18 protein-coding genes and 12 pseudogenes are annotated in these 23315 nt (G+C 69.9%); 19 read left to right on the forward strand and 11 right to left on the reverse strand.

Annotated features, from left to right (window positions below; genetic code table 11):
• Nucleotides 1-95: 95 nt before the first annotated feature.
• Nucleotides 96-1811, reverse strand: a complete 1716-nt coding sequence (locus tag OHS33_RS03590) for an LPXTG cell wall anchor domain-containing protein (RefSeq protein ID WP_330328913.1) — start codon at nucleotides 1809-1811, stop codon at nucleotides 96-98.
• A 536-nt stretch (nucleotides 1812-2347) separates the two neighbouring features.
• Between OHS33_RS03590 and OHS33_RS03595 the strand changes: the two genes are divergently transcribed.
• Entirely contained in the window at nucleotides 2348-3769 is a 1422-nt protein-coding gene (locus OHS33_RS03595; protein WP_330328914.1) for a non-reducing end alpha-L-arabinofuranosidase family hydrolase, read from the forward strand.
• A gap of 423 nt (nucleotides 3770-4192) precedes the next feature.
• On the opposite strand, the pseudogene OHS33_RS03600 reads toward OHS33_RS03595, so the two are convergent.
• Nucleotides 4193-4462, reverse strand: a pseudogene (locus OHS33_RS03600) (helix-hairpin-helix domain-containing protein); the annotation flags it as partial.
• Nucleotides 4463-4740: 278 nt separating this feature from the next.
• On the opposite strand from OHS33_RS03600, the gene htpX reads away from it, so the two are divergent.
• From htpX to OHS33_RS03625, 6 genes and pseudogenes are all read left to right on the forward strand, one after another.
• On the forward strand, nucleotides 4741-5655 hold the full coding sequence (gene htpX, locus OHS33_RS03605) for a zinc metalloprotease HtpX (RefSeq protein WP_330334891.1): 915 nt from the start codon (nucleotides 4741-4743) through the stop codon (nucleotides 5653-5655).
• 23 nt (nucleotides 5656-5678) lie between these two features.
• Entirely contained in the window at nucleotides 5679-6284 is a 606-nt protein-coding gene (gene pspAB / locus OHS33_RS03610) for a PspA-associated protein PspAB (protein WP_330328915.1), read from the forward strand.
• A 172-nt stretch (nucleotides 6285-6456) separates the two neighbouring features.
• Nucleotides 6457-7710 (forward strand): phosphoribosyltransferase, encoded by a 1254-nt coding sequence (locus OHS33_RS03615; RefSeq protein WP_330328916.1) that lies wholly within the window; start codon nucleotides 6457-6459, stop codon nucleotides 7708-7710.
• 390 nt (nucleotides 7711-8100) lie between these two features.
• On the forward strand, nucleotides 8101-9546 hold the full coding sequence (locus OHS33_RS03620; RefSeq protein WP_330328917.1) for a non-reducing end alpha-L-arabinofuranosidase family hydrolase: 1446 nt from the start codon (nucleotides 8101-8103) through the stop codon (nucleotides 9544-9546).
• A 155-nt stretch (nucleotides 9547-9701) separates the two neighbouring features.
• Nucleotides 9702-9872 (forward strand): annotated as a pseudogene (locus tag OHS33_RS39790) (IS630 family transposase); the annotation flags it as partial.
• Nucleotides 9873-9992: 120 nt separating this feature from the next.
• Nucleotides 9993-10397, forward strand: a pseudogene (locus OHS33_RS03625) (transposase); the annotation flags it as partial.
• A 142-nt stretch (nucleotides 10398-10539) separates the two neighbouring features.
• On the opposite strand, the gene OHS33_RS03630 reads toward OHS33_RS03625, so the two are convergent.
• Nucleotides 10540-10965, reverse strand: coding sequence for a hypothetical protein (locus OHS33_RS03630; RefSeq protein WP_330328918.1), 426 nt, complete (start codon nucleotides 10963-10965; stop codon nucleotides 10540-10542).
• On the reverse strand, nucleotides 10923-11528 hold the full coding sequence (locus OHS33_RS03635; protein ID WP_330328919.1) for a pyridoxal-dependent decarboxylase: 606 nt from the start codon (nucleotides 11526-11528) through the stop codon (nucleotides 10923-10925). The genes OHS33_RS03630 and OHS33_RS03635 overlap by 43 nt, the downstream gene beginning before the upstream one ends.
• Between OHS33_RS03635 and OHS33_RS03640 the strand changes: the two are divergent.
• From OHS33_RS03640 to OHS33_RS03650, 3 genes and pseudogenes are all read left to right on the forward strand, one after another.
• A pseudogene (locus tag OHS33_RS03640) lies at nucleotides 11455-11667 on the forward strand (hypothetical protein); the annotation flags it as partial. The gene OHS33_RS03635 and the pseudogene OHS33_RS03640 sit on opposite strands and share 74 nt — an antisense overlap.
• A 116-nt stretch (nucleotides 11668-11783) precedes the next feature.
• Nucleotides 11784-12269, forward strand: a complete 486-nt coding sequence (locus OHS33_RS03645; protein ID WP_330328920.1) for a Crp/Fnr family transcriptional regulator — start codon at nucleotides 11784-11786, stop codon at nucleotides 12267-12269.
• Between the two features lie 43 nt (nucleotides 12270-12312).
• A pseudogene (locus tag OHS33_RS03650) lies at nucleotides 12313-13003 on the forward strand (response regulator).
• 9 nt (nucleotides 13004-13012) lie between these two features.
• Here OHS33_RS03650 and OHS33_RS03655 read toward each other — a convergent pair.
• Both OHS33_RS03655 and OHS33_RS03660 read right to left on the reverse strand, forming a co-directional pair.
• Nucleotides 13013-14340, reverse strand: a pseudogene (locus OHS33_RS03655) (sensor histidine kinase).
• A 144-nt stretch (nucleotides 14341-14484) separates the two neighbouring features.
• A pseudogene (locus tag OHS33_RS03660) lies at nucleotides 14485-14661 on the reverse strand (universal stress protein); the annotation flags it as partial.
• A 236-nt stretch (nucleotides 14662-14897) separates the two neighbouring features.
• On the opposite strand from OHS33_RS03660, the gene OHS33_RS03665 reads away from it, so the two are divergent.
• Together OHS33_RS03665 and OHS33_RS03670 are read left to right on the forward strand one after the other, a co-directional pair.
• Nucleotides 14898-15527: a CBS domain-containing protein gene (locus OHS33_RS03665; protein WP_330328921.1), complete on the forward strand. Its 630-nt coding sequence runs from the start codon at nucleotides 14898-14900 to the stop codon at nucleotides 15525-15527.
• Between the two features lie 159 nt (nucleotides 15528-15686).
• Nucleotides 15687-16550: a slipin family protein gene (locus OHS33_RS03670; protein WP_330328922.1), complete on the forward strand. Its 864-nt coding sequence runs from the start codon at nucleotides 15687-15689 to the stop codon at nucleotides 16548-16550.
• 542 nt (nucleotides 16551-17092) lie between these two features.
• On the opposite strand, the gene OHS33_RS39795 is transcribed toward OHS33_RS03670, so the two are convergent.
• Nucleotides 17093-17242: a hypothetical protein gene (locus OHS33_RS39795; RefSeq protein ID WP_443065500.1), complete on the reverse strand. Its 150-nt coding sequence runs from the start codon at nucleotides 17240-17242 to the stop codon at nucleotides 17093-17095.
• A pseudogene (locus OHS33_RS03675) lies at nucleotides 17235-17854 on the reverse strand (alcohol dehydrogenase catalytic domain-containing protein); the annotation flags it as partial. The pseudogene OHS33_RS03675 and the gene OHS33_RS39795, both read right to left, overlap by 8 nt.
• Nucleotides 17855-18042: 188 nt before the next feature.
• On the opposite strand from OHS33_RS03675, the gene OHS33_RS03680 reads away from it, so the two are divergent.
• On the forward strand, nucleotides 18043-18714 hold the full coding sequence (locus tag OHS33_RS03680; protein ID WP_330328923.1) for a CBS domain-containing protein: 672 nt from the start codon (nucleotides 18043-18045) through the stop codon (nucleotides 18712-18714).
• 170 nt (nucleotides 18715-18884) lie between these two features.
• Complete coding sequence (locus OHS33_RS03685) at nucleotides 18885-19466, forward strand: DUF5994 family protein (protein ID WP_330328924.1); 582 nt, start codon at nucleotides 18885-18887, stop codon at nucleotides 19464-19466.
• A 381-nt stretch (nucleotides 19467-19847) separates the two neighbouring features.
• Here the strand turns inward: OHS33_RS03685 and OHS33_RS03690 are convergent.
• Together OHS33_RS03690 and OHS33_RS03695 are read right to left on the reverse strand one after the other, a co-directional pair.
• Nucleotides 19848-20285: pseudogene (locus OHS33_RS03690) on the reverse strand (flavin monoamine oxidase family protein); the annotation flags it as partial.
• Between the two features lie 547 nt (nucleotides 20286-20832).
• Nucleotides 20833-21387 carry a GNAT family N-acetyltransferase gene (locus tag OHS33_RS03695; RefSeq protein WP_330334892.1) on the reverse strand — a complete coding sequence of 185 codons (555 nt, stop codon included), beginning with the start codon at nucleotides 21385-21387 and terminating at the stop codon, nucleotides 20833-20835.
• A 109-nt stretch (nucleotides 21388-21496) separates the two neighbouring features.
• Here OHS33_RS03695 and OHS33_RS03700 point away from each other — a divergent pair, with 109 nt between their 5' ends.
• From OHS33_RS03700 to OHS33_RS03710, 3 genes and pseudogenes are all read left to right on the forward strand, one after another.
• A complete protein-coding gene (locus OHS33_RS03700) occupies nucleotides 21497-21664 on the forward strand; it encodes a transposase (protein ID WP_330328925.1) in 168 nt (55 codons plus the stop codon).
• A gap of 2 nt (nucleotides 21665-21666) precedes the next feature.
• A pseudogene (locus OHS33_RS03705) lies at nucleotides 21667-21783 on the forward strand (IS3 family transposase); the annotation flags it as partial.
• A gap of 138 nt (nucleotides 21784-21921) precedes the next feature.
• Nucleotides 21922-22044: a hypothetical protein gene (locus OHS33_RS03710; protein WP_330328926.1), complete on the forward strand. Its 123-nt coding sequence runs from the start codon at nucleotides 21922-21924 to the stop codon at nucleotides 22042-22044.
• 103 nt (nucleotides 22045-22147) lie between these two features.
• Here the strand turns inward: OHS33_RS03710 and OHS33_RS03715 are convergent.
• Nucleotides 22148-22390 (reverse strand): annotated as a pseudogene (locus tag OHS33_RS03715) (ATP-binding protein); the annotation flags it as partial.
• Between the two features lie 38 nt (nucleotides 22391-22428).
• On the opposite strand from OHS33_RS03715, the pseudogene OHS33_RS39800 reads away from it, so the two are divergent.
• A pseudogene (locus tag OHS33_RS39800) lies at nucleotides 22429-22596 on the forward strand (zinc finger domain-containing protein); the annotation flags it as partial.
• Nucleotides 22597-22997: 401 nt separating this feature from the next.
• Nucleotides 22998-23240 carry a chitin binding peritrophin-A domain-containing protein gene (locus OHS33_RS39805; RefSeq protein WP_443065205.1) on the forward strand — a complete coding sequence of 81 codons (243 nt, stop codon included), beginning with the start codon at nucleotides 22998-23000 and terminating at the stop codon, nucleotides 23238-23240.
• Nucleotides 23241-23315: the final 75 nt, after the last annotated feature.

Consider the following 23315-nt stretch of genomic DNA (forward strand, 5'->3'; position numbering starts at 1 on the left):
AGGCCGAGGTGGAGGCCGAGGTGGAGGCCGACGGCCCGGTGCGCACGCCACGGGTGGGTGGTGTTGCTGCCGGGCCGTCAATTACTCACGCGGTCTCACTTCCCGTGCAACGCCTTGCGGCGACGTCCGCGAAGCACCAGCGCGACGCCGGCAGCGAGGACCAGCAGGCCGCCGAGGGCGCTGTACATGGCAGCGTTGCTCACCCCGGTGGAAGCCAGGCCGCCGGACGTGCTGCTCGGGGCCGGCTGGCCGACGCGTGCGCCGATCTCCGCCTGCGCGCGGGTGCCGGTCGTGCCGGAGGCGGAGGCAACCGGCGTGGTGGCGGTCGGCGTGGGGACGGGCGTCGGCTTGTCAGCGCCCGCGGTGCCCGACGCGGGCTTCAGCTGAAGGGTCGTGATCGAGTACGGCGGCAGCGTCTGTGCGACCGCTGTGCCCCGCTCCGCCGTCGTCAGGGCGGTGCCTCCGGTGGCGTACGAAACGGTCGTGACCGGCCCTGCGGCCGGGGTGTATCCGGCGTACGAGAGGGACACCTGCGCCGCGTTCTGCGGGCTCTTGTTGATCAGCATGACGTTCAGAGCGCCGTTGGTGCTGCGCACCGCGTGCACGGCGACCGACGGGTTGCCCGAGGACGCTTTGACCATGGTGTCGCCGGGCTGGGCCAGTGCGGTCAGCGAGCGGATGCCCCAGTAGGTGGGGAAGGGTGTCTCGCGCGGCGGTTGGCACTTGCCTCCGGCGCAGGTTGCGGCGGAGAGAACACCCCCGTCCTGGTAGTCGGTCTGGCCGTTGACGGTGGTGGGTGCCTGGTCCGTGCCGTTGTGCAGGTTCCACCAGTCCACGTGGGTGGCGCCTTGCTCGAACCAGGTCATGTAGGTGTCCGGCGCGAACAGGGCTGCGGCCTGGCTGGTCAGGGCGGGCGAGCCGACGGCGTCGGTCTCGGTGACCGCGATCTCCACCGAAGCGGCGCGCGAGCCGGCGTACTTGGCGATCAGCGAGCGCAGCCAGGACGTGACACCGGCGATCCGGGAGGGGGTGTTCAGCAGGTCTGCCGTGGTGGCGCCGCCCGGATACCAGTGGACGATGACGAAGTCGATCGAGCTTCCCGCGATGGAGAGCACCGTGTTGTTCCAGTCGGCGCTGTCACCGGGAGCCTTCTCCGTATCCGGCCAGCCGCCGGGGGTGGTGAGCACCGCTCCGATCTTCACCTTCGGGTCCACGGCCTTCATCGCCTTCGCGTAGGCGATCAGGTTCTTCGCGTACGCCGTCGGGCTCTTGTCAGCGTGCTTGTCAAGTTCCCAGCCCTTGCCGTCGCCGTAGTGCCCGTTGCCGTAGACCTCGTTGCCGATCTCCCAGTACTTCACGCCGTAGCCCTTGTCGACGTTGGCGTACTTGACCCAGTCGGCGGCCTCCTGGGGGGTGCCGGAACCGTAGTTCGCGGTCAGGATCGGCTGGGCGCCGACCGTCTTCGCGGTGGCCATGAAATGGTCGAAGTCGGTGTTGGAGGGGATCCAGCCCTTGCCGTCGCCGGAGGTGTGGGTCTTCCAGTGGTAGTCGTCCGCGCCGGAGCCGCCGGGATAGCGCAGCTGCCGGACTCCCGCGGCTTTCATCAGCGAGGTGACCTTGGCGTCCCCCATGTGCTCGTCGCCGAAACCCGTGTTGAGGCCGACGCCGCTGCTGGGCACCGTGCCCAGGGAGGCACCGGCATTCACACTGATGTCGACGGTCGGCGCGGCGCCCGCGCTGGGCGCCAGGGCGCCGAGGCCGACCGAGGCGGCCAGCACCGCCACCGCCCCCGCGACAAAGCGCCGGCGCATCCGGCTACGTCGGTGCGTGCGATCCCAGGGCATCGGCTGCTCGGCGGATCTCGGGTCGTCTGGTGACACGTGGGGCTCCGATCGGGTGCTGGCGCGGAGGGCGAAGCGCCGCTGATCACGGCTCGCCCTCGTCGGTACACCCCCAAGTGGCCACTCAGAGCGAAAAGGTTGCCATCTCAATCATTTTTCGCCGAGACCCGGTCGCGCACCACCCCCACGGCGGCCGAGCGGCTGAAGCCGCACACTGGCGGGCCCTGGCCGACCGCGACGCACAGCGCGCCGCCAGTGCGGTCCGACGGATCTTGCAGAAGATCTTGACAGTCACTCAGGCCCCTGGTCTCCTGCCTCCAACGCCGATGTACCAGCTGCGAATTGTTAGCGCTAACAACACTCCGGCGTCCCCCACCGCCACAGGGGCCACACCTTGTCGCCGCTCCGACGCGCCGTGCCCGATCCAGCCGGATCCGCGGGTGCCGAGGACGGGTCGCCCCTGCCTGAACCGTGTGACGGCTCATCCGGTCACAAAGGAGATCTCAATGCGCAGACGAAGTTCCAGCCGCGGACGCCTGTCCGCGGTGCTCGCCGCCGCGGTTGCGGCCCTGGCCGCGTTGGCGGCGCTGCTCGTCGCCAGCCCGGCTCAGGCGGCCACCACCAGCGACTTGCGCGGTGTTGCTTCCGGCCGGTGTCTCGATGTGGCGGGCTTCAGCCAGACCGACGGCGCGAACGTGCACATCTGGGACTGCCACGGTGGAATCAACCAGCAGTGGACGTTGACGAACAGCAACCAGCTGACCGTGTACGGCAACAAGTGCCTGGACGTCCGGGGCGGCGCCACCGCGCCCGGGACCCCGGTGCAGATCTGGACGTGCAACGGCAGTGAGAACCAGCAGTGGCGGGTGAACTCCGACGGCACGATCGTCGGCGTGCGGTCCGGGCTGTGCCTGGAGGTCTCGGGCTGGGGTACGGCCAACGGCACGGGGGTGCAGATCTGGTCGTGCCACGGTGGCAGCAACCAGAAGTGGACCGGCCTGTCCGGGGCGAGCAACGCGTGTGCTCTTCCGTCGACCTACCGGTGGACATCGACTGGCCCGCTGGCGCAGCCGAAGTCGGGGTGGGTCTCGCTCAAGGACTTCACCAGCGTCGACTACAACGGCCGGCACCTCGTCTACGGCACGACGCACGACACCCGCGTCAACGGGGACTGGGGAGTGATGGGCTTCAGCCCCTTCACGAACTGGTCCGACATGGCCACCGCCCCCCAGAACGCGATGCCCTTCGCTGCCATCGCGCCGACGCTGTTCTACTTCGCCCCGAAGAACATCTGGGTGCTCGCCTACAACGGGGGTTGGCCATACACCTTCTCCTACCGCACGTCGAGCGACCCCACCAACCCCAACGGCTGGTCCGCGCAGCAGGAGCTGTTCACGGGCACCCTCCCGGTCGGGGGCCCCCTTGACGTGACCCTCATCGGCGACGACACGAACATGCACATGTTCTTCGCCGACGACAACGGCGGCATCTACCGCGCCAGCATGCCCATCGGCAACTTCCCGAGCAGCTTCGGTTCGTCGTCCACGAAGATCATGAGCGACTCGGCGGCCAACCTGTTCGAGGCGCCGGAGGTCTACAAGGTCCAGGGTCAGAACCAGTACCTCATGATCGTCGAGGCGCAGGGCAACGGGCGCTTCTTCCGTTCGTTCACCGCCACCAGCCTGGACGGCATGTGGACACCGCAGGCCGACACCGAGAGCAACCCCTTCGCCGGCAAGGCCAACAGTGGCGCCACCTGGACCAAGGACATCAGCCACGGCGATCTGGTGCGCACCAACCCCGACCAGACCAAGACCATCGACCCTTGCAACCTCCAGTTCCTGTACCAGGGGCGCGACCCCAGCACCGACGGCATGGACTACGGCCTCCTGCCTTACCGGCCAGGCGTGCTGACCCTGCAGCGCTGACCCGCCTGATCCACGGTGATCGCGATGTGATGCGGTCCGCCGACGCGTAGACGAGCGGTCTACGGCGTGGGCAACTCCGTCTTCTGACCGACACTCACCGCACCGAGGAACCCCGGCCGCGCATCGGCTGGGGTTCCTCATCCTGTGTGCGGGCCGTTCCAGGGCCCCGGTTGGGAAGCTGGACCGGCCAGATGCTGGACCACTGGTGCGAGCGGAGCGCTTGCCTGCGGCTTGCGCGTAGCAATGGTGTGGACCTCCACGTCCTCCTGACCGATGTGGAACGTACGACTCACCAGCGCGCCGGGATCCTCCGCCAGCGCGTCCCCCGGCTTGGTCAAACCGCCCAGGCTCAGTGACGTCGCACCAGGGCAGTCCGAGCCTGGCGTAGATCGCCTCTTCGGTCTCGGAGGTGATGCTCTCGCCGCTCTCCTCGGTCCGCTCGCCGAAGCCCCTCAGGTCGCGCAGCCGTTCCTCGTGGATGGCGTCCCGCAGCTGGTCGACGGAGGTGATGCCCAGTTCCTCGTAGAGGATCATGGCCTTGCGGGGACCGAGACCCGGGATCGCGATCAGCTCGCGCACTCCGGCCGGTACGGAGGCCCTGGCCTCGTCGACGACGGACATGCGGCCGGTCCTCAGGTACTCAAGGATCTTGTCGGCGACCGACCTGCCGACGCCCGGGATATCGCGCGGGCCATGCCTCCAGGGTGCCCCCACACACACCACGCGGGCACGCCGGGCATGGCTGACGCGGACTGGCCGAGACCCTCGACTCGCTCGCCGCCGCGGGGCCGGCGACGGCCGGCGCCGGACGGGACCTCGACGAGGCGCGGCGGCCCGCGGCGCTCCCCCGCCTCTGTTTCGGCACCCGCATCACCCTCGACGAGGACGGCACCCTCCGCACAGCGGGGGGGAAGGCGGCACAATCGAGGGTGAGGAGCGCGGCGTCCGTGCTCCGGCTGGAGGGCGGACAGATGCCCGGGACCCGGTCTCGTTCCCGCTATGTCCCCGACAGGGGACTCACCACCCGCATGGTGACGACCATGTTCCTGATCGGGCTGCTCTACGTCGTCTTCGTCGGCGCGCTGCTGGCCCTTCTCCGGGGCTCGTGGCCCACCATCCTGGTGGTCGCGGGCGGCCTGTTCATCGCGCAGTTCTGGTTCAGCGACCGGATCACGGCCTTCAGCATGGGCGCCCGCGAGGTCACCCCGGAGCAGGCGCCCGAGCTGCACGGCGCCGTGGACCGGATCTGCGCCCTCGCCGACCTGCCCAAGCCGCGCGTGGCGATCACCGACAGTGACGTACCGAACGCCTTCGCCACCGGCCGGAACGAGCGCACCGCACTGGTCTGCGTCACCACCGGCCTGCTGCGCCGCCTGGAGCCGGAGGAGCTGGAGGGTGTGCTCGCGCACGAGCTGTCGCACGTCGCCCACCGCGATGTGGCGGTGATGACCATCGCGTCGTTCCTCGGTGTCCTCGCGGGAGTCATGACCCGTATCGCGCTGTACAGCGGACTCGGCCGCAACAGCCGCGACAGCAACGCCGCCGTCGTGGCGCTCTTGATCCCCCTGGTCAGCGCCGTCGTCTACGTGATCAGCTTCCTGCTGACCCGGCTGCTGTCCCGCTACCGCGAGCTGTCCGCCGACCGCGCCGCCGCACTGCTGACCGGCCGTCCTTCGGCGCTCGCCTCCGCGCTCACCAAGGTGACCGGTGAGATGGCGCGGATCCCGAGCCGGGACCTGCGCAAGGCGGAGCCGTTCAACGCGTTCTGGTTCGCGCCCGCGTTCTCCTCGAAGGAGAGCCTGAGCAGGCTGCTCTCCTCCCACCCCACACTGGAGGAGCGGCTGGACCGGCTGGGCCGGATCGCGGCGCAGCTCGGCCGTCCCTGACCGGGTACGCGGAGGTTCTTCCCGTGGGACTCCTCGACACCATCCTCGGCCGCAGCAAGCCGGTACCACCCGACCTCGACCGGCTCTTCGGCCTGCCCACCGCCGCGATCACCCTTGAGGCGGGTGCCGGGTTCACTCCGACCGGCGTCGGCTCGGTGTGCTTCGCCAGCGTCGAAGGCGGTGCCTTCGCCGGGCTCCAGGAGGACGTACGGGAACTCCTCGACGCGGATAGCCGGCGCGGTGGCGGTGGGCGGCCGGTCGAGTTCAGCCAGGACGCGTACGGCTACACCTGGCTGCTCGCCCGCCGCCCCGCCGACGACACCGCCTCGCTGGTCAACGACCTGCACGCCGTCAACACGCTGCTCCAGGACGCCGGCTTCGGTCCGCAGCTGCTCTGTTCCCTGATGGGCTTCCGCGAGGCCGCGGGGCAGCGCCCGCTGGTCCTGGTCTACCTCTACAAGCGCGGCACGTTCTACCCGTTCGCGCCGCTTCCGGAAGGAACGGGACCGGCCGGGAAGCGTGACAACCTCACGGAACTGCAGGTCAGGGCGCTGCTCGCGGAGGACCTGCCGATCGAGCCGGACCTGGGCCGCTGGTTCCCGGTGTGGGGTGCTCCCGGGCTGGGCTGAGCCCGGGGCGCTCCAGCAGCGCGGGAAGGTCGGCGAAGGAGTACGACCAGCGCCGGCGGAGGTCCGGGCCGACCGTTCCCGACTTGCGCGGAAGCCGCAAACGGGCTTGCGTCGAAGGAGGTGGGTACGAAGTACGAGGTTTCCCTCTCCCCCGCGTAGGGAGTGAACCGCCGTGACGTTCACCGATCGCACGGACGCAGGACAGCGTCTCGCCGAAGCGCTCCGCCACCTGGCGAGGGAGGATCCCGTCGTCCTGGGCCTGCCCCGTGGCGGCGTTCCGGTGGCCTTCCAGGTGGCGCGGGCGCTGGGCGCCCCGCTCGACGTGATCGTCGTGCGCAAGCTCGGCGTCTCCTCCCACCGTGAGCTGGGTTTCGGCGCCATCGGCGAGGGCGGTGTACGGGTCATCAGCGACGACATCGTCCGCATGAGCGGGGTCGGGCCGGAGGATCTCGCAGAGGTCGAGCGCGCCGAGACGGCGGCGCTCGCCAGTCAGGCGCGGCGCTTCCGCGGCGGCCGCCCGCGCGTGCCGCTCGACGGACGGTCGGTGATCGTGGTGGACGACGGCATCGCGACCGGCTCCACCGCCGCGGCCGCGTGCGAGGTCGTACGGGCGCAGGGCGCGGCCCGTGTGGTGCTGGCGGTTCCGGTGGCGGCGCCGGATGCGGTGGCCCGCCTGCGCACCCAGGCCGACGAAGTGGTGTGCCTGTCCGCCCCGCACGTCTTCCGCGCCGTCGGCGAGTGGTACCAGGACTTTTCCCAGACCCCCGACGAAGAAGTCCTCGCCCTGCTCACGCGGGCCCGGGCAGCCGAGGGCGTGGTGGAAGCGGTCGAAGTGGAAGAGGTCGAAGTGGACGCCGGCGGCCTCGCACTGGCCGGAGACCTCACCGTACCGGTGGGTGCCGGCGCGGTCGTCGTCTTCGCCCACGGCTCCGGCAGCAGCCGCCACAGCCCGCGCAACCGGTCGGTGGCCGCGGCCTTGAACCGGGCGGGCCTGGGCACCCTGCTCTTCGACCTGCTCACACCGGCCGAGGAAGCCGACCGCGCGAACGTCTTCGACATCGAAACCCTCGGCCGACGTCTGGCGGACGCCACCCGCCGGCTGGAACACCCTCCGTCCCTGCCCTCCCTCCCGATCGGCTATTTCGGAGCGAGCACCGGAGCCGCCGCGGCGCTGTGGGCCGCCGGATCCGCCGACGCGCACATCGGAGCCGTCGTCTCCCGCGGCGGCCGCCCCGACCTCGCCGGGCCCCGGCTCGCCGACGTACGGGCGCCGACACTCCTCATCGTGGGCGGCCTCGACACGACGGTGATCGGCCTGAACCGCCAGGCCCAGCGCGAGCTCCGGTGCGAGAACCGGCTCGACGTCATCCCCGGCGCCACGCACCTCTTCGAGGAACCGGGCGCACTGGACGAAGTGGCGGGCTGAGTGTGAGCGCTCACGTCAGCCCCGTCAACAACTCCGACGGGACGAGATCCTGATGACGCCTCAGTAACGGACAGGTTACGCCACGGTACTTGACGACCTCTCATGTCCCATGGTTTCGTCCCTGCAACACGGCGAATGTTCGACTTTCAAATTGTTAGCGCTAACAATGCACCGGAGACCCGGTACCCCCGGTACCCCCCACCCCGCAGGGGTCACACCTAGCCGCCGCCTCGGACGTGCCGTGCCCGGTCCGCACGCACGCACGCACGCACGCACGCACGCACGCACCGAGAAGGACCGGCCCCTGCCCAAGTCGCCCCCAGGAGGGTGCAGATGAACGCTCTCGGTACAGCTCCACGAACCTCGACACGGCGAGGATGGCGGCCGCGGATGGCCGCCCTGCTCTCGATGGTCTTCGTGGCCGGCTTCCTGGCGATGGTGAACCCGTCGTCCGCCTCGGCCGCCTCGGTCGACACCGGCAAGTGGTACGTGCTGGTGAACCGCAACAGCGGCAAGGCGCTGGACGACTACAACTTCGCCACCGCCGACGGTTCGCCCGTCGTCCAGTGGACCCGCTCCAACAACGAAGCCCAGCAGTGGCGCTTCCTGGACTCCGGCAGCGGCTACTACCGCCTGCAGAACCGTAACTCCGGCAAGGTCCTGGACGACTACAACTGGTCCTCGGCCGACGGCACCGACGTCGTCCAGTGGAGCGACCTCAACGCGACCAACCAGCAGTTCCGCCTCGCCGACTCCGCCGGCGGCTACGTCCGCCTCCTGAACCGCCACAGCAGCAAGGCTCTTGAGGTCCAGAGCGCCTCCACCGCCGACGGCGGCAAGATCGTCCAGTACGCCGACTGGGGCGGCAGCAACCAGCAGTGGCAGATCGTCCCCGTCGCCGACATCGGCACCGGCACGTGCGCTCTTCCGTCGACCTACCGCTGGACATCGACGGGTCCGCTGGCGGAGCCGGCGAACGGGCAGGTCGCATTGAAGGACTTCAGCACCACCACGTACAACGGCAAGCACCTGGTCTACGGGACGACCTCCAACGGAACGTCGTGGGGCTCGACGGGGTTCAGTCCCTTCACGAACTGGCCGGACATGGCGACGGCCACCCAGACCGGGATGAACGATCCCGCGGTGGCGCCCGAAGTGTTCTACTTCGCGCCCAAGAACGTCTGGGTGATGGTGTCCCAGTGGAGTCAGTGGCCGCTCTATTACCGCACGTCCAGCGACCCCACCAACCCCAACGGCTGGTCCGCCTCGCAGCCGCTGTTCACCGGCAGCCTCCCCGCCGGCCCCCAGGGCCAGAAGGACGCCCCGATCGACCCGACCATGATCGCCGATGACCAGAACATGTACCTGTTCTTCGGCGCTGACAACGGCAAGATCTACCGGGCCAGCATGCCGATCGGGAACTTCCCCAGCAGCTTCGGCTCCTCGTACACGACGGTCATGAGCGACACAACGGACCTTCTGTTCGAGGCGCCGGAGGTCTACAAGGTCCAGGGCCAGAACCAGTACCTCATGATCGTTGAGGCGCAGGGTACGAACCGCTACTTCCGCTCGTTCACCGCCCCCAGCCTGAACGGTCCGTGGACCGTCCAGGCCGGCAGCGAGAGCAGCCCCTTCGCGGGCCAGGCCAACAGCGGTTCCACCTGGGCCAAGGGCGTCAGCCACGGTGACCTGGTCCGCGACAACCCCGACCAGACCAAGACCATCGATCCCTGCAACCTGCAGTTCCTCTACCAGGGCCTCCCCACCAACACACCGGCGGGCACCGACTACCTGAAACTGCCGTACCGGCCGGGCCTGCTCACCCTGCAGCGCTGACCCGCCTGATCCACGGTGATCGCGATGGGGTGCGGTCCGCCGACGCGTAGACGAGCTGTCTAGTGCGTGGGCAACTCCATCTGCTGACCGATACTCACCGCGCCGAGGAACCCCGGCCGCGCATCGGCTGGGGTTCCTCGGCGCTCGGGGCCTGCCCCTTCGAGGACGAGGCCGGACTCGCGATGACGCCGCCGCGCTCCCGAACCTGGGGCCGGCGCGGACACACGCTGGGTCCGCGTCCGGGGCGCTCCCGCCGCCGCATCTCGGTCGCCGCGCTGTGCTGCTACAAACCCGGCGAGAAGAACAGGATGATCTACCGGCGACGGCCTGGTCCTCGCCGATGAGGCGCTGTTGCGCTGGTGGACCGGTCACCGCGCAGAGCTGGCCCCATCTGCGACCGTCACCTCGCCAAAAGAGGTCGTGGATGAGGTGGATGCCTGCGGGGCAAGTGGGCTGACGAGGGCGTGTTCGCCCAGCTCAACGGCTTGTTCCGGCAGCTTCTGCGGGAGAAGGAAGGGCGGGACCCGGAGCCGACGGCGTGTGTGATCGACGCTCAGAGCGTCAAGACCTCCACCAGCGTTCCCGCCGCCGGGCAGGGCGTCGATGCGGCCAAGAAGATCGTCGGCAGGAAGCGGAGCATCGTCACCGACACACTCGGACTCCTCCTCGCGGTGCCGGTGACCGCGGCGAGCGTGCAGGACTCCGTGGCCGGCACCGCGCTGCTCGACCAGGTCGCCGCCGACCACCCCACAATCCGCAAGGTGTGGGTCGACGGAGGCTACCGCCAGCACCTCGTCGAGCACGCCGCCACCCTCGGCATCGACATGGAAATCACCGCCCGCAAGCCCGCGAGAACACCATCTCCTGGCGCGACCCAAAGAAGACCACAGAACCCCCGATTCCGGGATGGAACATCGGACGAAAACGACCTCTAAACACCTGTTCCCTCTCCGCGCACCCCGGCCACCACCAACACGGCACCCTTTCCAGGCTCTACCCCGGGCCGCCGGTGGATGCGTTTGGCGACCACCCGTGCGTCGGCCGACCGTTCGCCCTCGTCAGTGCGCGGTCCTGGGCGTCGGCGGCGTGGAGGACTTCGCTGATCAGGAGGTCGAGGTCATCGGTCGTGGTCCGGTAGTTGCACATGCATGCACGCAGCACAGTGCGGCCTCGCACGGCGACGGTGGCGAGGTGGGCGCGTCCGTTGTCCTGTACGTGGCGGGCGACGCCGGCGTGGAGGGTGTCCGGGTCTCCCTCGTCTGGGTCGGCGATGCGGAAGCAGACGACCGGCCAGGGACCGCCGGCCAGGAGTTGGAGCCGGGGTTCAGCGGAGGTCTTGTCTCGCAGCTGGTCGGCGAGCGTGAGGTAGTGCTCGATCAGGGTGGTGACGCCTCCGATGCCCCGGTAGAGGGGGGCCAAGGCGGGGACGGCGGCGCCGAGGCCGCCCGGGCGCCGTCGGCGTGGTGCCACATCCCGGTGTTCCGGCACAGGTCGGTGACAGGCCCGAGGGGATCGACGGCACCGGTGGCGGTGGTGCCGAGTGTGGTGATGGTGCAGAAGGGCAACAGGCCCGCGTCCAAGTCGGCGGTGACCGTGGTGCGCAGCGCGGCGGGATCCAGGCGGTCGTACGCGTCGGTGGGGACGGGACGGAGTCGGTGGGCCGGCAGGCCGATGCAGGCGGCGGCCTTGGTGACGGACATGTGTGCCTGGGCGCTGTAGTAGAGGGCGAGGCGGGCGTGGTCGCGGTCGTAGGCGGGGCCGTCGCCGGAACCGCGGCGGGTGAGGAACCTGGTGCGGGCGGTGGCCAGGGCGAGCAAGTTGGCCATGGAGCCTCCGCTGGTCAGGACTCCGCCCGTCGTGTCGGGTAGCCCGGCCAGGCCGGCGAGCATGCGGACGGTGCCGCGTTCCGGTACGACGACGACCCCCTTCGACATGGTCGTGCGCAACGACCTCGACCGGTACCGGCTCGTGATGGACGTCATCGACCGCGTCCCCGGACTCGCCGGCCGGGCGGCGGCCCTGCGCCAGAGCATGTGCGACCTGCGGATCCGCCACCACGACTGGATCCGCGCCCACGGAACCGACCTGCCGGAGGTCGCCGACTGGTCCTGGCCCTACTGATCGCCCGCACGGGGCGGTACGGGTGGGCCGTGTGGGTCGGGGAAGGTACCGAACGGCCCTTCCCGGGCCGGCCGCCATGGGCCGAGGGTGGAGGCGGACCCGAACGGAGAACCGCCATGAGCACCTCTTCCTTCCACCGGCTCACCTCCTCCCCCAACGTCTACTCTCGCGCCTTCTCCCAGGAGCACCGCCGCAGCCTGTCGGCCCTGGCTCACGAGGTGGACTTCCCCGTCGGCGCGCGCCTGTTCAACCAGGGCGGACACGCCGCCCGGTTCTGGGTCCTCCGGTCGGGCAACGTGGGCATGGACGTGCACGTACCCGGCAGGCAGGCCGCGGTGGTCGAGACCGTCGGCCCCGGCGAGCTCGTCGGCTGGTCCTGGCTGTTCCCTCCCCACACCTGGCACTTCGGCGCCGAGACCATGACGCCGGTGCGGACCGACGAGTTCGATGCCGCCGCCGTGCGCGAGCTGATGGACGCCGACCCCGCGCTCGCCTCCGCGATGTGGCAGTGGGTGGGGCAGGTGCTCGCCCACCGGCTCGTCTCCGCCCAGATCCGGCTGCTCGACCTGTACGCACCCCACGGCAGCGGAAGCCGCATCTGAGACAATTATTCCCAGATGTATCCGACCCGAGGGTGTGGCGTGGGTGTCCGATGCACCAGCTGCCGCCCCGGCGCCCATCCGGGTGTTCCTCCTTGACGATCACGAGGTCGTCCGGCGCGGGCTGCACGACCTGCTGGACTCCGAGCCGGACATCGAGGTGGTGGGCGAGGCGACGACGGCTGCCCAGGCCCTGGCCCGGGGGCCCGCCCTGCGGCCCGACGTGGCCGTGCTCGATGTCCGACTGCCCGACAGCGACGGCATTACCGTCTGCCGTGAGCTGCGCTCGCGCATGCCGGGCCTCGCCTGCCCCATGCTGACGTCCTTCGACGACGAGGAGGCCCTCCTCGACGCGATCATGGCTGGAGCGGCCGGGTACGTACTGAAGCAGATCAAGGGCTCCGACCTGGTCGCCGCAGTCCGGACGGTGGCAACGGGCCAGTCGATTCTCGACCCTGCGACCACCGCCCGCCTGATGAGTTCCCTCCGGGACCCGACCGCCGGGAAGCCGCCCGGGGACAAGCGGTTGACGGTGCTCTCCGAGCGTGAGCGCGCCGTACTCGAACTGATCGGCGAGGGCCTCACCAACCGCCAGATCGGCAAAACGGCTCTTCCTGTCCGAGAAGACGGTAAAGAACCACATCTCGCGGCTGCTCGCCAAGCTGGGTGTCGAACGCCGTGTGCAGGCCGCCGTGATCTCCGCCGAGGTGCGCGAGCATGACGAAACCGGCCGCTGAGGCCCGAGTTCACCGGGAAGGTCCGATCGGGATCCGCCACTCCAGTCGGGTTCCGCCACCGTCCGGGCGCGGCGAGGTGGACAGCCCGCCTCCGCAGGCTTCGGCGCGCTCCGCGAGGTTGCGCGGCCCGCTCCGACGGCCACCCTCCGCGACACCCACACCGTCATCACTCACCGTAACGGCGAGCACGCCGTCCGCCAGGACGATCGCGACCTCCGCCCGCGCCGCCCGCGCGCGCCGGGCCACGTTGGTCAGGGCCTCTCCGAGCACGGCCACCACATCGTCGGCGACCGGCACCGGCACATCCGTGTCGATCAGCCCCTCCATGCGCAGGGCGGGCGCGAACCCGAGCAGCACCGCCGCCTCACCCACGGCCCGCACCGCGCGGACCCGGAGTCTCGGGGTACCGCCCGTCACCTCGTGGTCGCGGAGCCCGAAGATGGCCGTACGGATGATCTTGATCGTCTCGTCCAGGTCGTCGATCGCACGGTCCAGCCGCTCGGAGGCCTCCGGATGCTCCACGAAGCGCTGGGCGCTCTGCAGTGTCATCCCCGTCGCGAAGAGCCGCTGGATCGCCAGGTCGTGCAGGTCGCGGGCGATCCGGTCGCGGTCCGCGAGCAGGCTCACCTGCTCGGTGTCCCGGCGCCGGTCGGCCAGCTCCAGCGCCAGGGCCGCCTGCCCCCCGAAGCCGGGGCAGGGGGTGCGACCTCGGCCGCGTCGAACGTCGGCCGCCCGGTACGCCGTGCGAGCATCAGCCCGTCCCGCGCCCGGACGACCGCGGCCAGGATCCCCTCGCTGCCGGGCAGCACGATCCCGCGGTGCGCTTCGGCCCCCTAGCCCAGGGCGAGCGAGCCGCGCAGCTCGCCGCTGGGCCCCACCTGGTAGAAGACGCACATCTCGGCCGAGATGATGTCCCGGGCCCGCTCCAGCATGCCCTCCAGCACCTCGATCTCGGATGAGCCCGACAGCAGCGCGCTCGTGAAATCGGAACTCGCCGCCAGCCAGCGCTCCCGGAGCCGGACCTCCTCGTACAGGCGGGCGTTGTCCACGGCAACGCCCGCGGCAACGGCGAGGGTGGACAAGACTCCCTCGTCCTGCGCGTCGAAGCCCTTCCCGCCCAGCGCACCGTACTCCGCGTCCACGAGGACGACCGCAGCCTCCACGATGCCGCGCAGCACCTGGGCAAGGTCCAGTTCCTGCCCCAGCGACGTGACCGCCTCCAGCAGGCCCGTCAGCCGGTCACGGGTATCCCGCGCGTCGGTGATCTGTGCCTGGAGCGCGTCCAGCCTCGGCTGCGGAATCCGGCTCGCCGACGCGTCTCGATCGTCCCCGACCATGGACACCTCCGGCGGCGTCGAGGGGCTCTGCGCACCCGCCCGGACTTCAGCGTAGTCCTCCGCCCGCCGGCCGGTCACGGTCGGAACCAGGGGTGACGGGCATGACGTGTCGTCGATGACGTGCTCGGTGCCGTGGGACGAGGGCACGGCCAGGACGAGCCGGAGCCGTACATTGCGGCGGTGCGCCTCGTCGGCTGCCCAGGATGCCACTGTCAGCGCGGTGCTCGATCCGTCGACACCGACGACGACCGAGTCGAGGTCCGGACGGCCGGGCGGAGCCTTCCATGGCTTCCGCCTCTGTCGAACCGCGTCGGGGTGCATGCACACTCCCACCCGGACCAGCGGGAGGATCGGGCCGCAGGGGTCAGACAAGGGACCTTGAGGTCCCTTGCCCGCCACGCCGCGCGCCACTTCGTCAACGGCACACCGCCGAAGACCGGCCAGTCCCCGTACAGGCCCGTTCGGTCCTCGCACCACGGACGAACGCGGCGGATGGTGGCTAGTGAGGGCGCTCCGCAAAGTGCGCTCGCCGGCCGAAGCCGACAGGAGGGCCACAGATGAAGCACGCCAAGGTCGGCTTCCTGATGACCGACGAGGTCATCTCGGTCCTCGGGAGGGCTCCATCCGCGGACGTGGCCACGCTGCTCGTCGAACACGAGATCAGCGGCGTGCCGGTCTTGGACGCGGACGAGCGCGTCCTCGGGGTCATCTCGCGGACCGACCTGCTTGTCCAAGACCACCTCACCGCTGGAGACTTGATGACCACGCCCGCCGTCACGGTCCACGCCGAACAGACCGTCGCCGAGGCCGCCCGCCTCATTACCCGACGCGGTGTGACGCGGCTGGCGGTCGTCGACGAGGAAGACCGTCTGGTCGGCATCGTGACGCGACGGGACCTGCTGCGCGTGTTCCTGCGCCCCGACCACGAGATACGCCGGGTGCTCGTCGAGGAGGTGCCGGCGGACACGATGGGTATCGGCGCCGACGCCGTGAGCGTGCGTGTCGTGGACGGGGTCGTCACCTTGGACGGCCGACTGCCCAGGAGCAGCCAGATTCCCGTCGCGCTCCGGCTCGCCGGACAGTTGGACGGTGTGGTCACGGTCATCGACCGGCTCACGGCCCAATCCAACGACACCCGCACCCGCACCGCTCCGCCGGATCACAGCGCCGAAGACGTTCCCCGCTGACGCGGGATGTGGACCGTTCGGCCCCTGCCCGCCCCACCCGCGCCGCGCGACCATGGAAGCGAGGCAGGCTCGCCGCCCCCGGTCACACCGGTGCGGAGCCCTGCAGACGGACCCGGGTCATCCCTTGCTCCGCCACCGCACTTCGTGAGGAGCATCTTCATGGAAGTCCTGATCTTCGCGCTGATCGCCATGGCCGTGGTTGCCCTGATAGGGCTGCCGATGGCCCTGAAGATCGTCAAGCAGTACGAGCAGGGCGTGCTGTTCCGCTTCGGCCGGCTCACCGGGACCCGCGCGCCGGGCCTGCGGCTCATCGTGCCGTTCGCTGACGTCCTGCACCGGGTGTCCTTGCGGATCGTGACCATGCCCATCCAGTCCCAGGGCATCATCACCCGTGACAACGTCAGCGTCGACGTCTCCGCTGTCGCCTACTTCCGCGTCGTCGACGCCGTGAAATCGGTCATCGCGATCGAGAACGTGGGCGCGGCCATCAACCAGATCGCCCAGACCACCCTGCGCAAGGTCGTCGGCCAGCACACCCTCGACGAAACCCTCTCGGAGACCGACCGCATCAATCTCGGCATCCGCGAGATCCTCGATGTCACCACCGCCGAATGGGGCGTCGAGGTCACCCTGGTCGAACTGAAGGACATCCAGCTGCCCGACAGCATGAAGCGCGCGATGGCCCGCCAGGCCGAGGCCGAACGGGAGAAGAGGGCCAAGATCATCAACGCGGAGGGCGAATCGATGGCAGCCGCCGCGCTCGGCGACGCCTCCGACACGATGATGGCCCACCCCCTCGCCCTGCAACTGCGCAACCTGCAGAGCCTCGTGGAGATCGGCGTCGACAAGAACACCACCGTCGTCTTCCCCGCACCGCTCATGAGCACCATCGGTGAACTCGGCGCCTTCCTCGCCCGCGAGACAGCGGCCGCGACACTCCAGACACCGCGTGCCCCGGAGATCACCACTCCGCTCCACAGCCCGTCCGCGCCGAACGGAGCGCGAGCGGTCAAGACCGTGTGACCGAAGGTCGGCGCCGCCGTGCGGAGGACGTTCTCCGCACGGCGGCGCCGACTGCTGTGGGGCGCGTTCAGTGGGTCGCGGCGAGTTCGGCGCCGATCCGACGGGCCCAGGCGCGGATCCGCTCAGACTCTCCATCGCCCGGGCGGCGCCCCGTACGGGTGTCAGGTCCCAGCGACCTGCCGATCTCTTCCGCGATGCCGGCGGTCGCACCGTGCTTGCTGCCGTAAGCGACCAGTACCCGCTGTGCGCTCGTGGGCCCGCCTCCTCCCTGCCTTCTCAATACGGCAGGACACGCCCCGACGGCGTACGCAGGTCGAGGGGCGGGGGGCGGTGCAGCCGTGGCCGAGGTGCCGAGATCTGGATCCGAGGCATGGTGGATCACCTCTTCGGGAGCGGGACGCGGAACAGGTCCGCACTCCAGACCCACCCGGTGGGACGATCGCTTGGCGGGGTCGACGGGGACAGACGTGGGGGCCGACCGGCCCCCACGTCAGCACCGTGGGCCCCCACGTCAGCACCGGCGACGCGGCGCACCGGGGCCCTCACGCCTTCTGGACGCGTGACGGGTTCGATACGGCCAGATCGTCGTGGCTCGGCCCGCCCAGCACGATCTTCAGCGCGCCCGTCTCGCCGGCGCGGGAGAACACCTCGTACGCCTCTTCCATCCGTCCCAGCTCGAAACGAGACGACATCAGCGCCGAGGCCGTCGGTCAGGTCGCCCACGAGCTGTTCCGGCTCCTCGGACGCGCTCACGACCGCGTCCGCCCCCAGCTCGCGCGCCGTCGCCAGCCGGGACGGCGCGAGATCGACGGCGATGACGCGGACCGGCGAGTACAACCGGGCCGTGGCGATGGCAGCGGGTACACGGAAAGGTCGGCGAACGGCACGCGGACGTACTCGGCCTGGGTTCCGTCGATGGTGTGGCCGAGTACCCGGCCACCGCCCCCGCGGCACTGCCCGTAGCGGCTCTCCCGGCAGAACCGGCACCGGCCGCACGAGGAGATGCAGGAGACCAGGACATGGTCGCCCGGCCGCACCGAACGGACGTCACCGCCCATCTCCACCACCGTGCCCACGGCCTCGTGCCCGAGCACCCGGCCGGGAGTCACCTCCGGCAGGTCACCCTTGACGATGTGCAGGTCCATACCGCAGATGGTCACGGCATCGACGCGCACGATCACGTCGGACGGATCCTTGATGCCCGGATCCGGCACCTCCTGCCACGCGGTGCGCCCCGGTCCCTGGAAAACGAGTGCCTTCGTGACGCCACCTCTCCATGTCTCCCGTGCTCCGGCACAGGTCACCTCAGGCTGTCCCCGCCGCCCGGTTCCCGGACAGGGCCGGACGGTCCCGCACCGGGGCCCGACAGGCCCGTCCGGCCCGTGCCATGAACGTGCGATGGTGGATGGCGGGGTCCCTTCACCGGGGGGCCGGCCGTCGATCTCCGGGACAACCCGGGGAGCCTTTCGCCTTCTCATTGAGGACCCGCGCCATGACCTCCAGTCCACATCTCGTCCGCGACGTGATGACGAGAACCGTCGTCAGCGTCACGCCCCTCGCCGAGTTCAAGGAGATCGTCGCCGTCATGAACCAGTGGCGAGTGACGGCCGTACCGGTCATCGGAGGCGAGGGTGCGAGCAGGGTCATCGGTGTGGTCTCGGAAGCCGATCTGCTTCCGAAGGAGGAGTTCCGCGACCATGACCCCGGTCTCATCGAGCAGATGCGTCGGCTGGGTGACACGTTGAAGGCCGGATCGACCCTGGCCAAGGACCTGATGACGACCCCCGCCGTTACCGTTCGACCCGACACCCCCCTGTCCCAGGCGGCTCGGCTCATGGCGGAACGGCACATCAAACGACTGCTGGTCGTCGACCCGGCCGGCACCCTCCAGGGCATCGTCAGCCGCGCCGATTTGCTCAAGGTGTTCCTGCGCCCGGACAGTGAACTCGCCGACGAGATACGGCGCGAGGTGGTCGGCCGACTGTTCCCCCTCGCGCAGCACAGGGTGCGGGTCGATGTCCACCACGGCGTGGCCACCCTCTCCGGCGGCATCCTCGACGCATCACTCATTCCGGTGGCAGCACGTCTCGCACGCGCCGTGGAAGGCGTGGTCGACGTCAACTGCGCCCTGACCACGTCGGCTGCGCAGACGGCCGGAGCGTAGACCCTCTGCCTCAACGGAAACACCTGGTCAGAACCACTTTTGATCTCCGCACCGGAGTAAGATGGAGATACCGGGAGTATGTCGCGCATCGGATGCAACTCAGGTGTCATTTCCGGCGATCAATACGCCGGGCCGTCGAACCGCGGGCAGCCCGGGGACAGGTCTCCACCATGACCGTCACCCTGGAACGCACCACATCTGCCGCGTCACCCACTGCCGCGCCTCCTTGCCCCGCTCGCCTCACGCTCACGCCGAAGACCGCCCTCGCCGGGCAGCTGGACGGCGCCTGGTGGCCCCGCTCCCGTGACCTCGCAGCCGAACTCCCCGTTCTCGTCGCCGCCTTGGCCGAGCCCTGGGGACGCATCACCCGCGTCACCGTGAACCCCACGCGCTGGCCCGTCGTCCCACACAAGGTCTCCGTGGCCGAGCACGCCGTGCACGTGGGCTGGTTCACCGAGCAGGACCCCGACAAGCTGATCCTGCTCTCCTACACCGTCGGCCGCTGGGACCTCCTCGTCATCCCGCCCCAGACCGAACCCGCCGCCGCAGCCCGGCTGATGGCCGCCGCCGCCCTCCCCGGCAGCATCCTGACCGCCCGCGAATTGATCGCCGCCGAAGCCGTCATCGGCCGAAAGCCCGACCTCCGGAACCGGGAAGACGCCTGGGAGAGCGAAGGCGGGGCGCGCATTTCCGATATCGGCTCCCTGGCCAGGCAACCGGTCGGCCCACTGTCCGCCGGCGCTTGGTGGTGAGCCCCGTCCGCAGGATGTCGCCGTAGCGGCAGCAGGAGGCGAAGCGTCGCACACACGCACGAGGCGGTCACACGATGGTGCGGCCGAGTTGAACTGGACGGGCCCGGACACGCACAACAAGGACACCAGGGCCTCCCAGCGCTGCTCGGTCAGATTCGCATCCCCGAGCTACTGAGAGGCCCTGCCTTCATGCGCGTACATCGGGAAGATCGCCCATTGGGAAGCCTGTTCGAACCGCACGTTCCGTGATCGGTTGAGATACGGCTTCTTACGGCAGCAATGGTTCACGACGCACCACGTGGTTGTGGCCCGTCGTCCCCTTCGGACGGGTGCGCAGGCCATCGTCTCTCCTCGTGACGGGGGTGGGCGGAGGTGCGTCGCTCAGCTACGGCCGAGGGCCGGAGCCGCGTGGATCTGAAGGGCCACGCGTACCGCTGATTCCACTGCTCCCTCGATCCAGGCAGGTTTGAGGGAGGTGTGGTCGCCGGCGACATGCAGGGGGCCTTCGGGGGTGGCGATGTCGGGGAACAGTTCGGTGTGCTGGCCGGGAAACAGGACGGACGCCTCGCCGTAGGCATAGGGGTCGCGCGCCCAGCTCTGGGTACGGCCGGCGCCGGTGTAGAAGACCTCGATGCGCTGGCCGTAGATCTCCTGCAGCCCGGACAGGGCGTGGGGGTAGCGGGCGTCGTCGTCGAAGGAGTCCCAGCGCATTGCGTCATCCGCCCATGTGTACGAGGCAAGCACCACCCCGCCCTGGCTTCCCGGTACGGAGTGGGAGGGATTGAAGGTGAACCGGTTGGGGCTATCGCTCACCGATCCCCGCACGATCAAGAGGGTCACCACGGCCCAGTCCAGGCTGTCCACGAGCGGTTCGCGTCGCGGCTGAGCGGTGCGGTCGGACAGCGCTGCGTCCGGAGGCCGTCGCGTGGCGGTCGAGGCGGACGTCGGGGTGTTGGGCGGTGGGGGTGGTTCAGCCGCCGACCGGGCGGCTGGTGGCACAGCCTGCGGTGGCGGCAGCATGCCGGGGGGCGCTGCCAGGAATTGCGTCCCGGGAGGCGGTACGGCCGCTCGGGGGAGTTGCGCACCGGCCGCCGCGCCGGCTGCGGTTGTGGAGCCGGGACTTACGGGCGGCCCGGCGGGGGCGCCGCCCGCCGGGCCGCCGGGACGAGGCGCGCTGCCGGAGCCGCCGCGGGGCACCGCTGAATTACGGGATGGGGGGATACGTCTGGATGGGGGGCGGGATGGGGTGCTGCCCGGGGGCGTGCCGCGGGGCGGGCGGCCGCCGGGGGGGCCGGGGGGCCTTCGACGGTGTTCCGTTCCTTGTAGAGGTCGGTGTCGTGGCTGATGGGCCGGCCGCCTGTCCGAATCATGACCTGGGGAAACACTGCCCGGAAGATTGAGCACAGGAACTGACCGCACGCCACTCGTCTTCGAGGATGCTGAACATTTCGGAGTCTCGCCAACCATCCCGGATCAGAGCGGTGTGACGATGACGTCCTTCCCGTGTCATGCCGAGCTTGCCGAGAACCCGTGCCGACCCAAGGTTCCGCGGGTCACAGGTGGCATGGATGCGGTGGAGCTCAAGATCCTCGAACCCTCGCGCCAGTAGTTCCTTGCCGATCGCCGTTCCGACGCCCTGTCCCCAAACCCGCGGATGCACCGCATAGGTGATCTCGCCTTGACGCTGTCCTCTGCTCCGGAGGTGGAGCTCCCCCATGCCGACTACGTCGCCATCGATACGCGCTACATAGGCGAACCGCTGCTGAGGTGTGTGCGACCAGGCCTCGACCGCGGTCATCACGAAGGCGCGTGTCTGCTCTTCGGTGTTCGGTCCCCAGGTCTGGAAGCGGCAGACCTCGGCGAGGCAAGCCCAGGAGTGGACAGCCCGCCAGTCTGCGAGCTCGATTCTGCTCAAGGTCACCGAATGTCGAGCCACAAGCTGATCTTGCCAGATACAGTCGCGCCGACCTGCCGGTTCAAAAACAGGCACTCCCCTTGTTCTTCATTTGAGGTCCCCCGAGATGGTGCGGATGTACCGGACTGCCGAGCCGGAGCCGGTCATCCGCCGTATGGCCGAGGATCTCGGTGTGCACCACGAGGCCCTGCGGAACTGGATCCGGCAGGCCGAGGCCGAGGCCGACGCCGGCGAGCGGCCGAGCGGGAGCCGTGCGAACGGCGCCGCCGCGATGCCGGGCTGACCGGGCGGATCAGGGAGATCCACACGGAGTCCGGCGGGGTCTACGGATCCCCGCGGGTGCACGCGGTCCTGAAACGCGAGGACGAGGCGGTCGGCCGCAAGCGGATCGAGCGGCTGATTGTCGAGGTGCTCAAGGCATCACGGGGTACAGGTCGCTACATCCGAGGGCCGGGTCCCTGAGCGAGATCATCGAGGCCCTGGCCGGTCTGCTGGACGGCTTCGGCGACGGCCTCGACGACTACACCGGACCTCGCCCACATGGAATGCTGCGACTCCAGCGGCATCAGCGTGCTGATCGCCGCCCGCGACCACGTACAGGCCACCCAAACCGACATCGCACTCGCCGCCGTCCCGCCCACACTCTGCGCGTCCTGCGCGTGATCGGGCTGGACCAGGTCTTCCGCCTACTGCCCGGCACCGAGCCCTGACCGCCAGGACACCGTGCGGAACGACGCTGAGCCGGCCGCCCGCCCGCGGGCCGCGATCATCCGTGGGCCCGTAGGGGAAGGAATGCACGTACGGTCTTGCAGCCTTCGGGCGTGGGCGTGGGCGTGACAACGGTGGCGTGGGCGAGGTCGTTGACCATGTGCCAGCCGAACCCGCCGGTGCCGTCGACCAGGTCGGGCGTGCGCATGCACGGCCGGTGGGGACTGGAGTCCTCGACGGCGACCTCGATGGCGTCGGGGTGCGCGGCCAGCCGGAGCGTGTGGGTACTGCCGCCGTGTCGGCCTGCGCCGCGTCGTGGTTTGTGACAGCACCCGGGTCATGACGGACCCTCAAACCGCACTCGCGTCCGAAGCGGACCACGTCGAGCGCCACCCGTGCCCGCGCTGCTCCGCCCAGCCCGGATCACCGTGCCGCTCGCGCTCCGGGGCGGTCGCCGGCACCTACCACACAGGTCGCTTCACGAAGGTGCCCCGGCTCGCGAAGCCGCTGCCCGCTGGCAGCCCAGTCGGCGAAACTCGATACCCGGGCTCCGATGACGACCTCACCTGCGGGAGCGGGCCCGGCCGTGTACACGGCGACGGGGTTGCCGGACGCGTCGACGGCAGTGAGAGCGGCAGGCGCCGATGCCCCGCCGGTGACAACGAGAACGGGCTGGCCGTCCACGGAGCGCAGGGACAGGGTGCCTACGTCCTCGGGCTGGGCTCGCCTGACGGGATGGCGCCCAGGTCCGTTACCTCGGGTGTCAGGTGCTCGTCGGCCATGGCCGTGTCCCCTCCCGGGCCGACTCCCTGCCGACCCTTCGTGGACCTTGTCATGACGGTTCGTCACCACACCACCATTCTTGACAGATACGGAGTGCGGGGACATAGGGCGGAGGGCCGCATCCTGTGCGCCCCTCAGCTGCCCCAGCTGATTCGGCGGCTGATCTTGCCGACGGGGCGCCCTGCGAACCGCACGGCGCCCTCCTGGCGGACCATGACGACCCGACCATCTTCTTCCACTGCGCGTGGGGGGTGGCGCACATGAAGAAGTGTCCGGACCCGCTTCACTTCAACCCGGTCCTGGCGGTCTGCGACTGGCCCCAGGACGCCGGCAATCCGGCGGCCGGAAAGGAGCCTGACGTCAGCTGACGCCACGTGGCTCCGCCCCGCAGCCCCCCGTGTCGTCCGTGCGCGGGCCTTGTGGTGGGTGTGATCCAGGGCGGG

The sequence above is a fragment of the Streptomyces sp. NBC_00536 genome (assembly GCF_036346295.1).
GTDB lineage: Bacteria > Actinomycetota > Actinomycetes > Streptomycetales > Streptomycetaceae > Streptomyces.

What these genes read in the sequence shown, in the direction of transcription:
- OHS33_RS03710 (WP_330328926.1), top strand. Translation starts at nt 21,922, where the DNA reads ATGGAATGCTGCGACTCCAGCGGCATCAGCGTGCTGATCGCCGCCCGC.
- OHS33_RS03665 (WP_330328921.1), top strand. Translation starts at nt 14,898, where the DNA reads ATGAAGCACGCCAAGGTCGGCTTCCTGATGACCGACGAGGTCATCTCG.
- OHS33_RS03670 (WP_330328922.1), top strand. Translation starts at nt 15,687, where the DNA reads ATGGAAGTCCTGATCTTCGCGCTGATCGCCATGGCCGTGGTTGCCCTG.
- htpX (WP_330334891.1), top strand. Translation starts at nt 4,741, where the DNA reads ATGCCCGGGACCCGGTCTCGTTCCCGCTATGTCCCCGACAGGGGACTC.
- OHS33_RS03685 (WP_330328924.1), top strand. Translation starts at nt 18,885, where the DNA reads ATGACCGTCACCCTGGAACGCACCACATCTGCCGCGTCACCCACTGCC.
- OHS33_RS03620 (WP_330328917.1), top strand. Translation starts at nt 8,101, where the DNA reads ATGGCCGCCCTGCTCTCGATGGTCTTCGTGGCCGGCTTCCTGGCGATG.
- OHS33_RS03645 (WP_330328920.1), top strand. Translation starts at nt 11,784, where the DNA reads ATGAGCACCTCTTCCTTCCACCGGCTCACCTCCTCCCCCAACGTCTAC.
- OHS33_RS03700 (WP_330328925.1), top strand. Translation starts at nt 21,497, where the DNA reads ATGTACCGGACTGCCGAGCCGGAGCCGGTCATCCGCCGTATGGCCGAG.
- OHS33_RS39795 (WP_443065500.1), bottom strand. Translation starts at nt 17,242, where the DNA reads ATGTCGTCTCGTTTCGAGCTGGGACGGATGGAAGAGGCGTACGAGGTG.
- OHS33_RS03635 (WP_330328919.1), bottom strand. Translation starts at nt 11,528, where the DNA reads ATGACGTCCATCACGAGCCGGTACCGGTCGAGGTCGTTGCGCACGACC.
- OHS33_RS03680 (WP_330328923.1), top strand. Translation starts at nt 18,043, where the DNA reads ATGACCTCCAGTCCACATCTCGTCCGCGACGTGATGACGAGAACCGTC.
- OHS33_RS03595 (WP_330328914.1), top strand. Translation starts at nt 2,348, where the DNA reads ATGCGCAGACGAAGTTCCAGCCGCGGACGCCTGTCCGCGGTGCTCGCC.
- OHS33_RS03590 (WP_330328913.1), bottom strand. Translation starts at nt 1,811, where the DNA reads ATGCGCCGGCGCTTTGTCGCGGGGGCGGTGGCGGTGCTGGCCGCCTCG.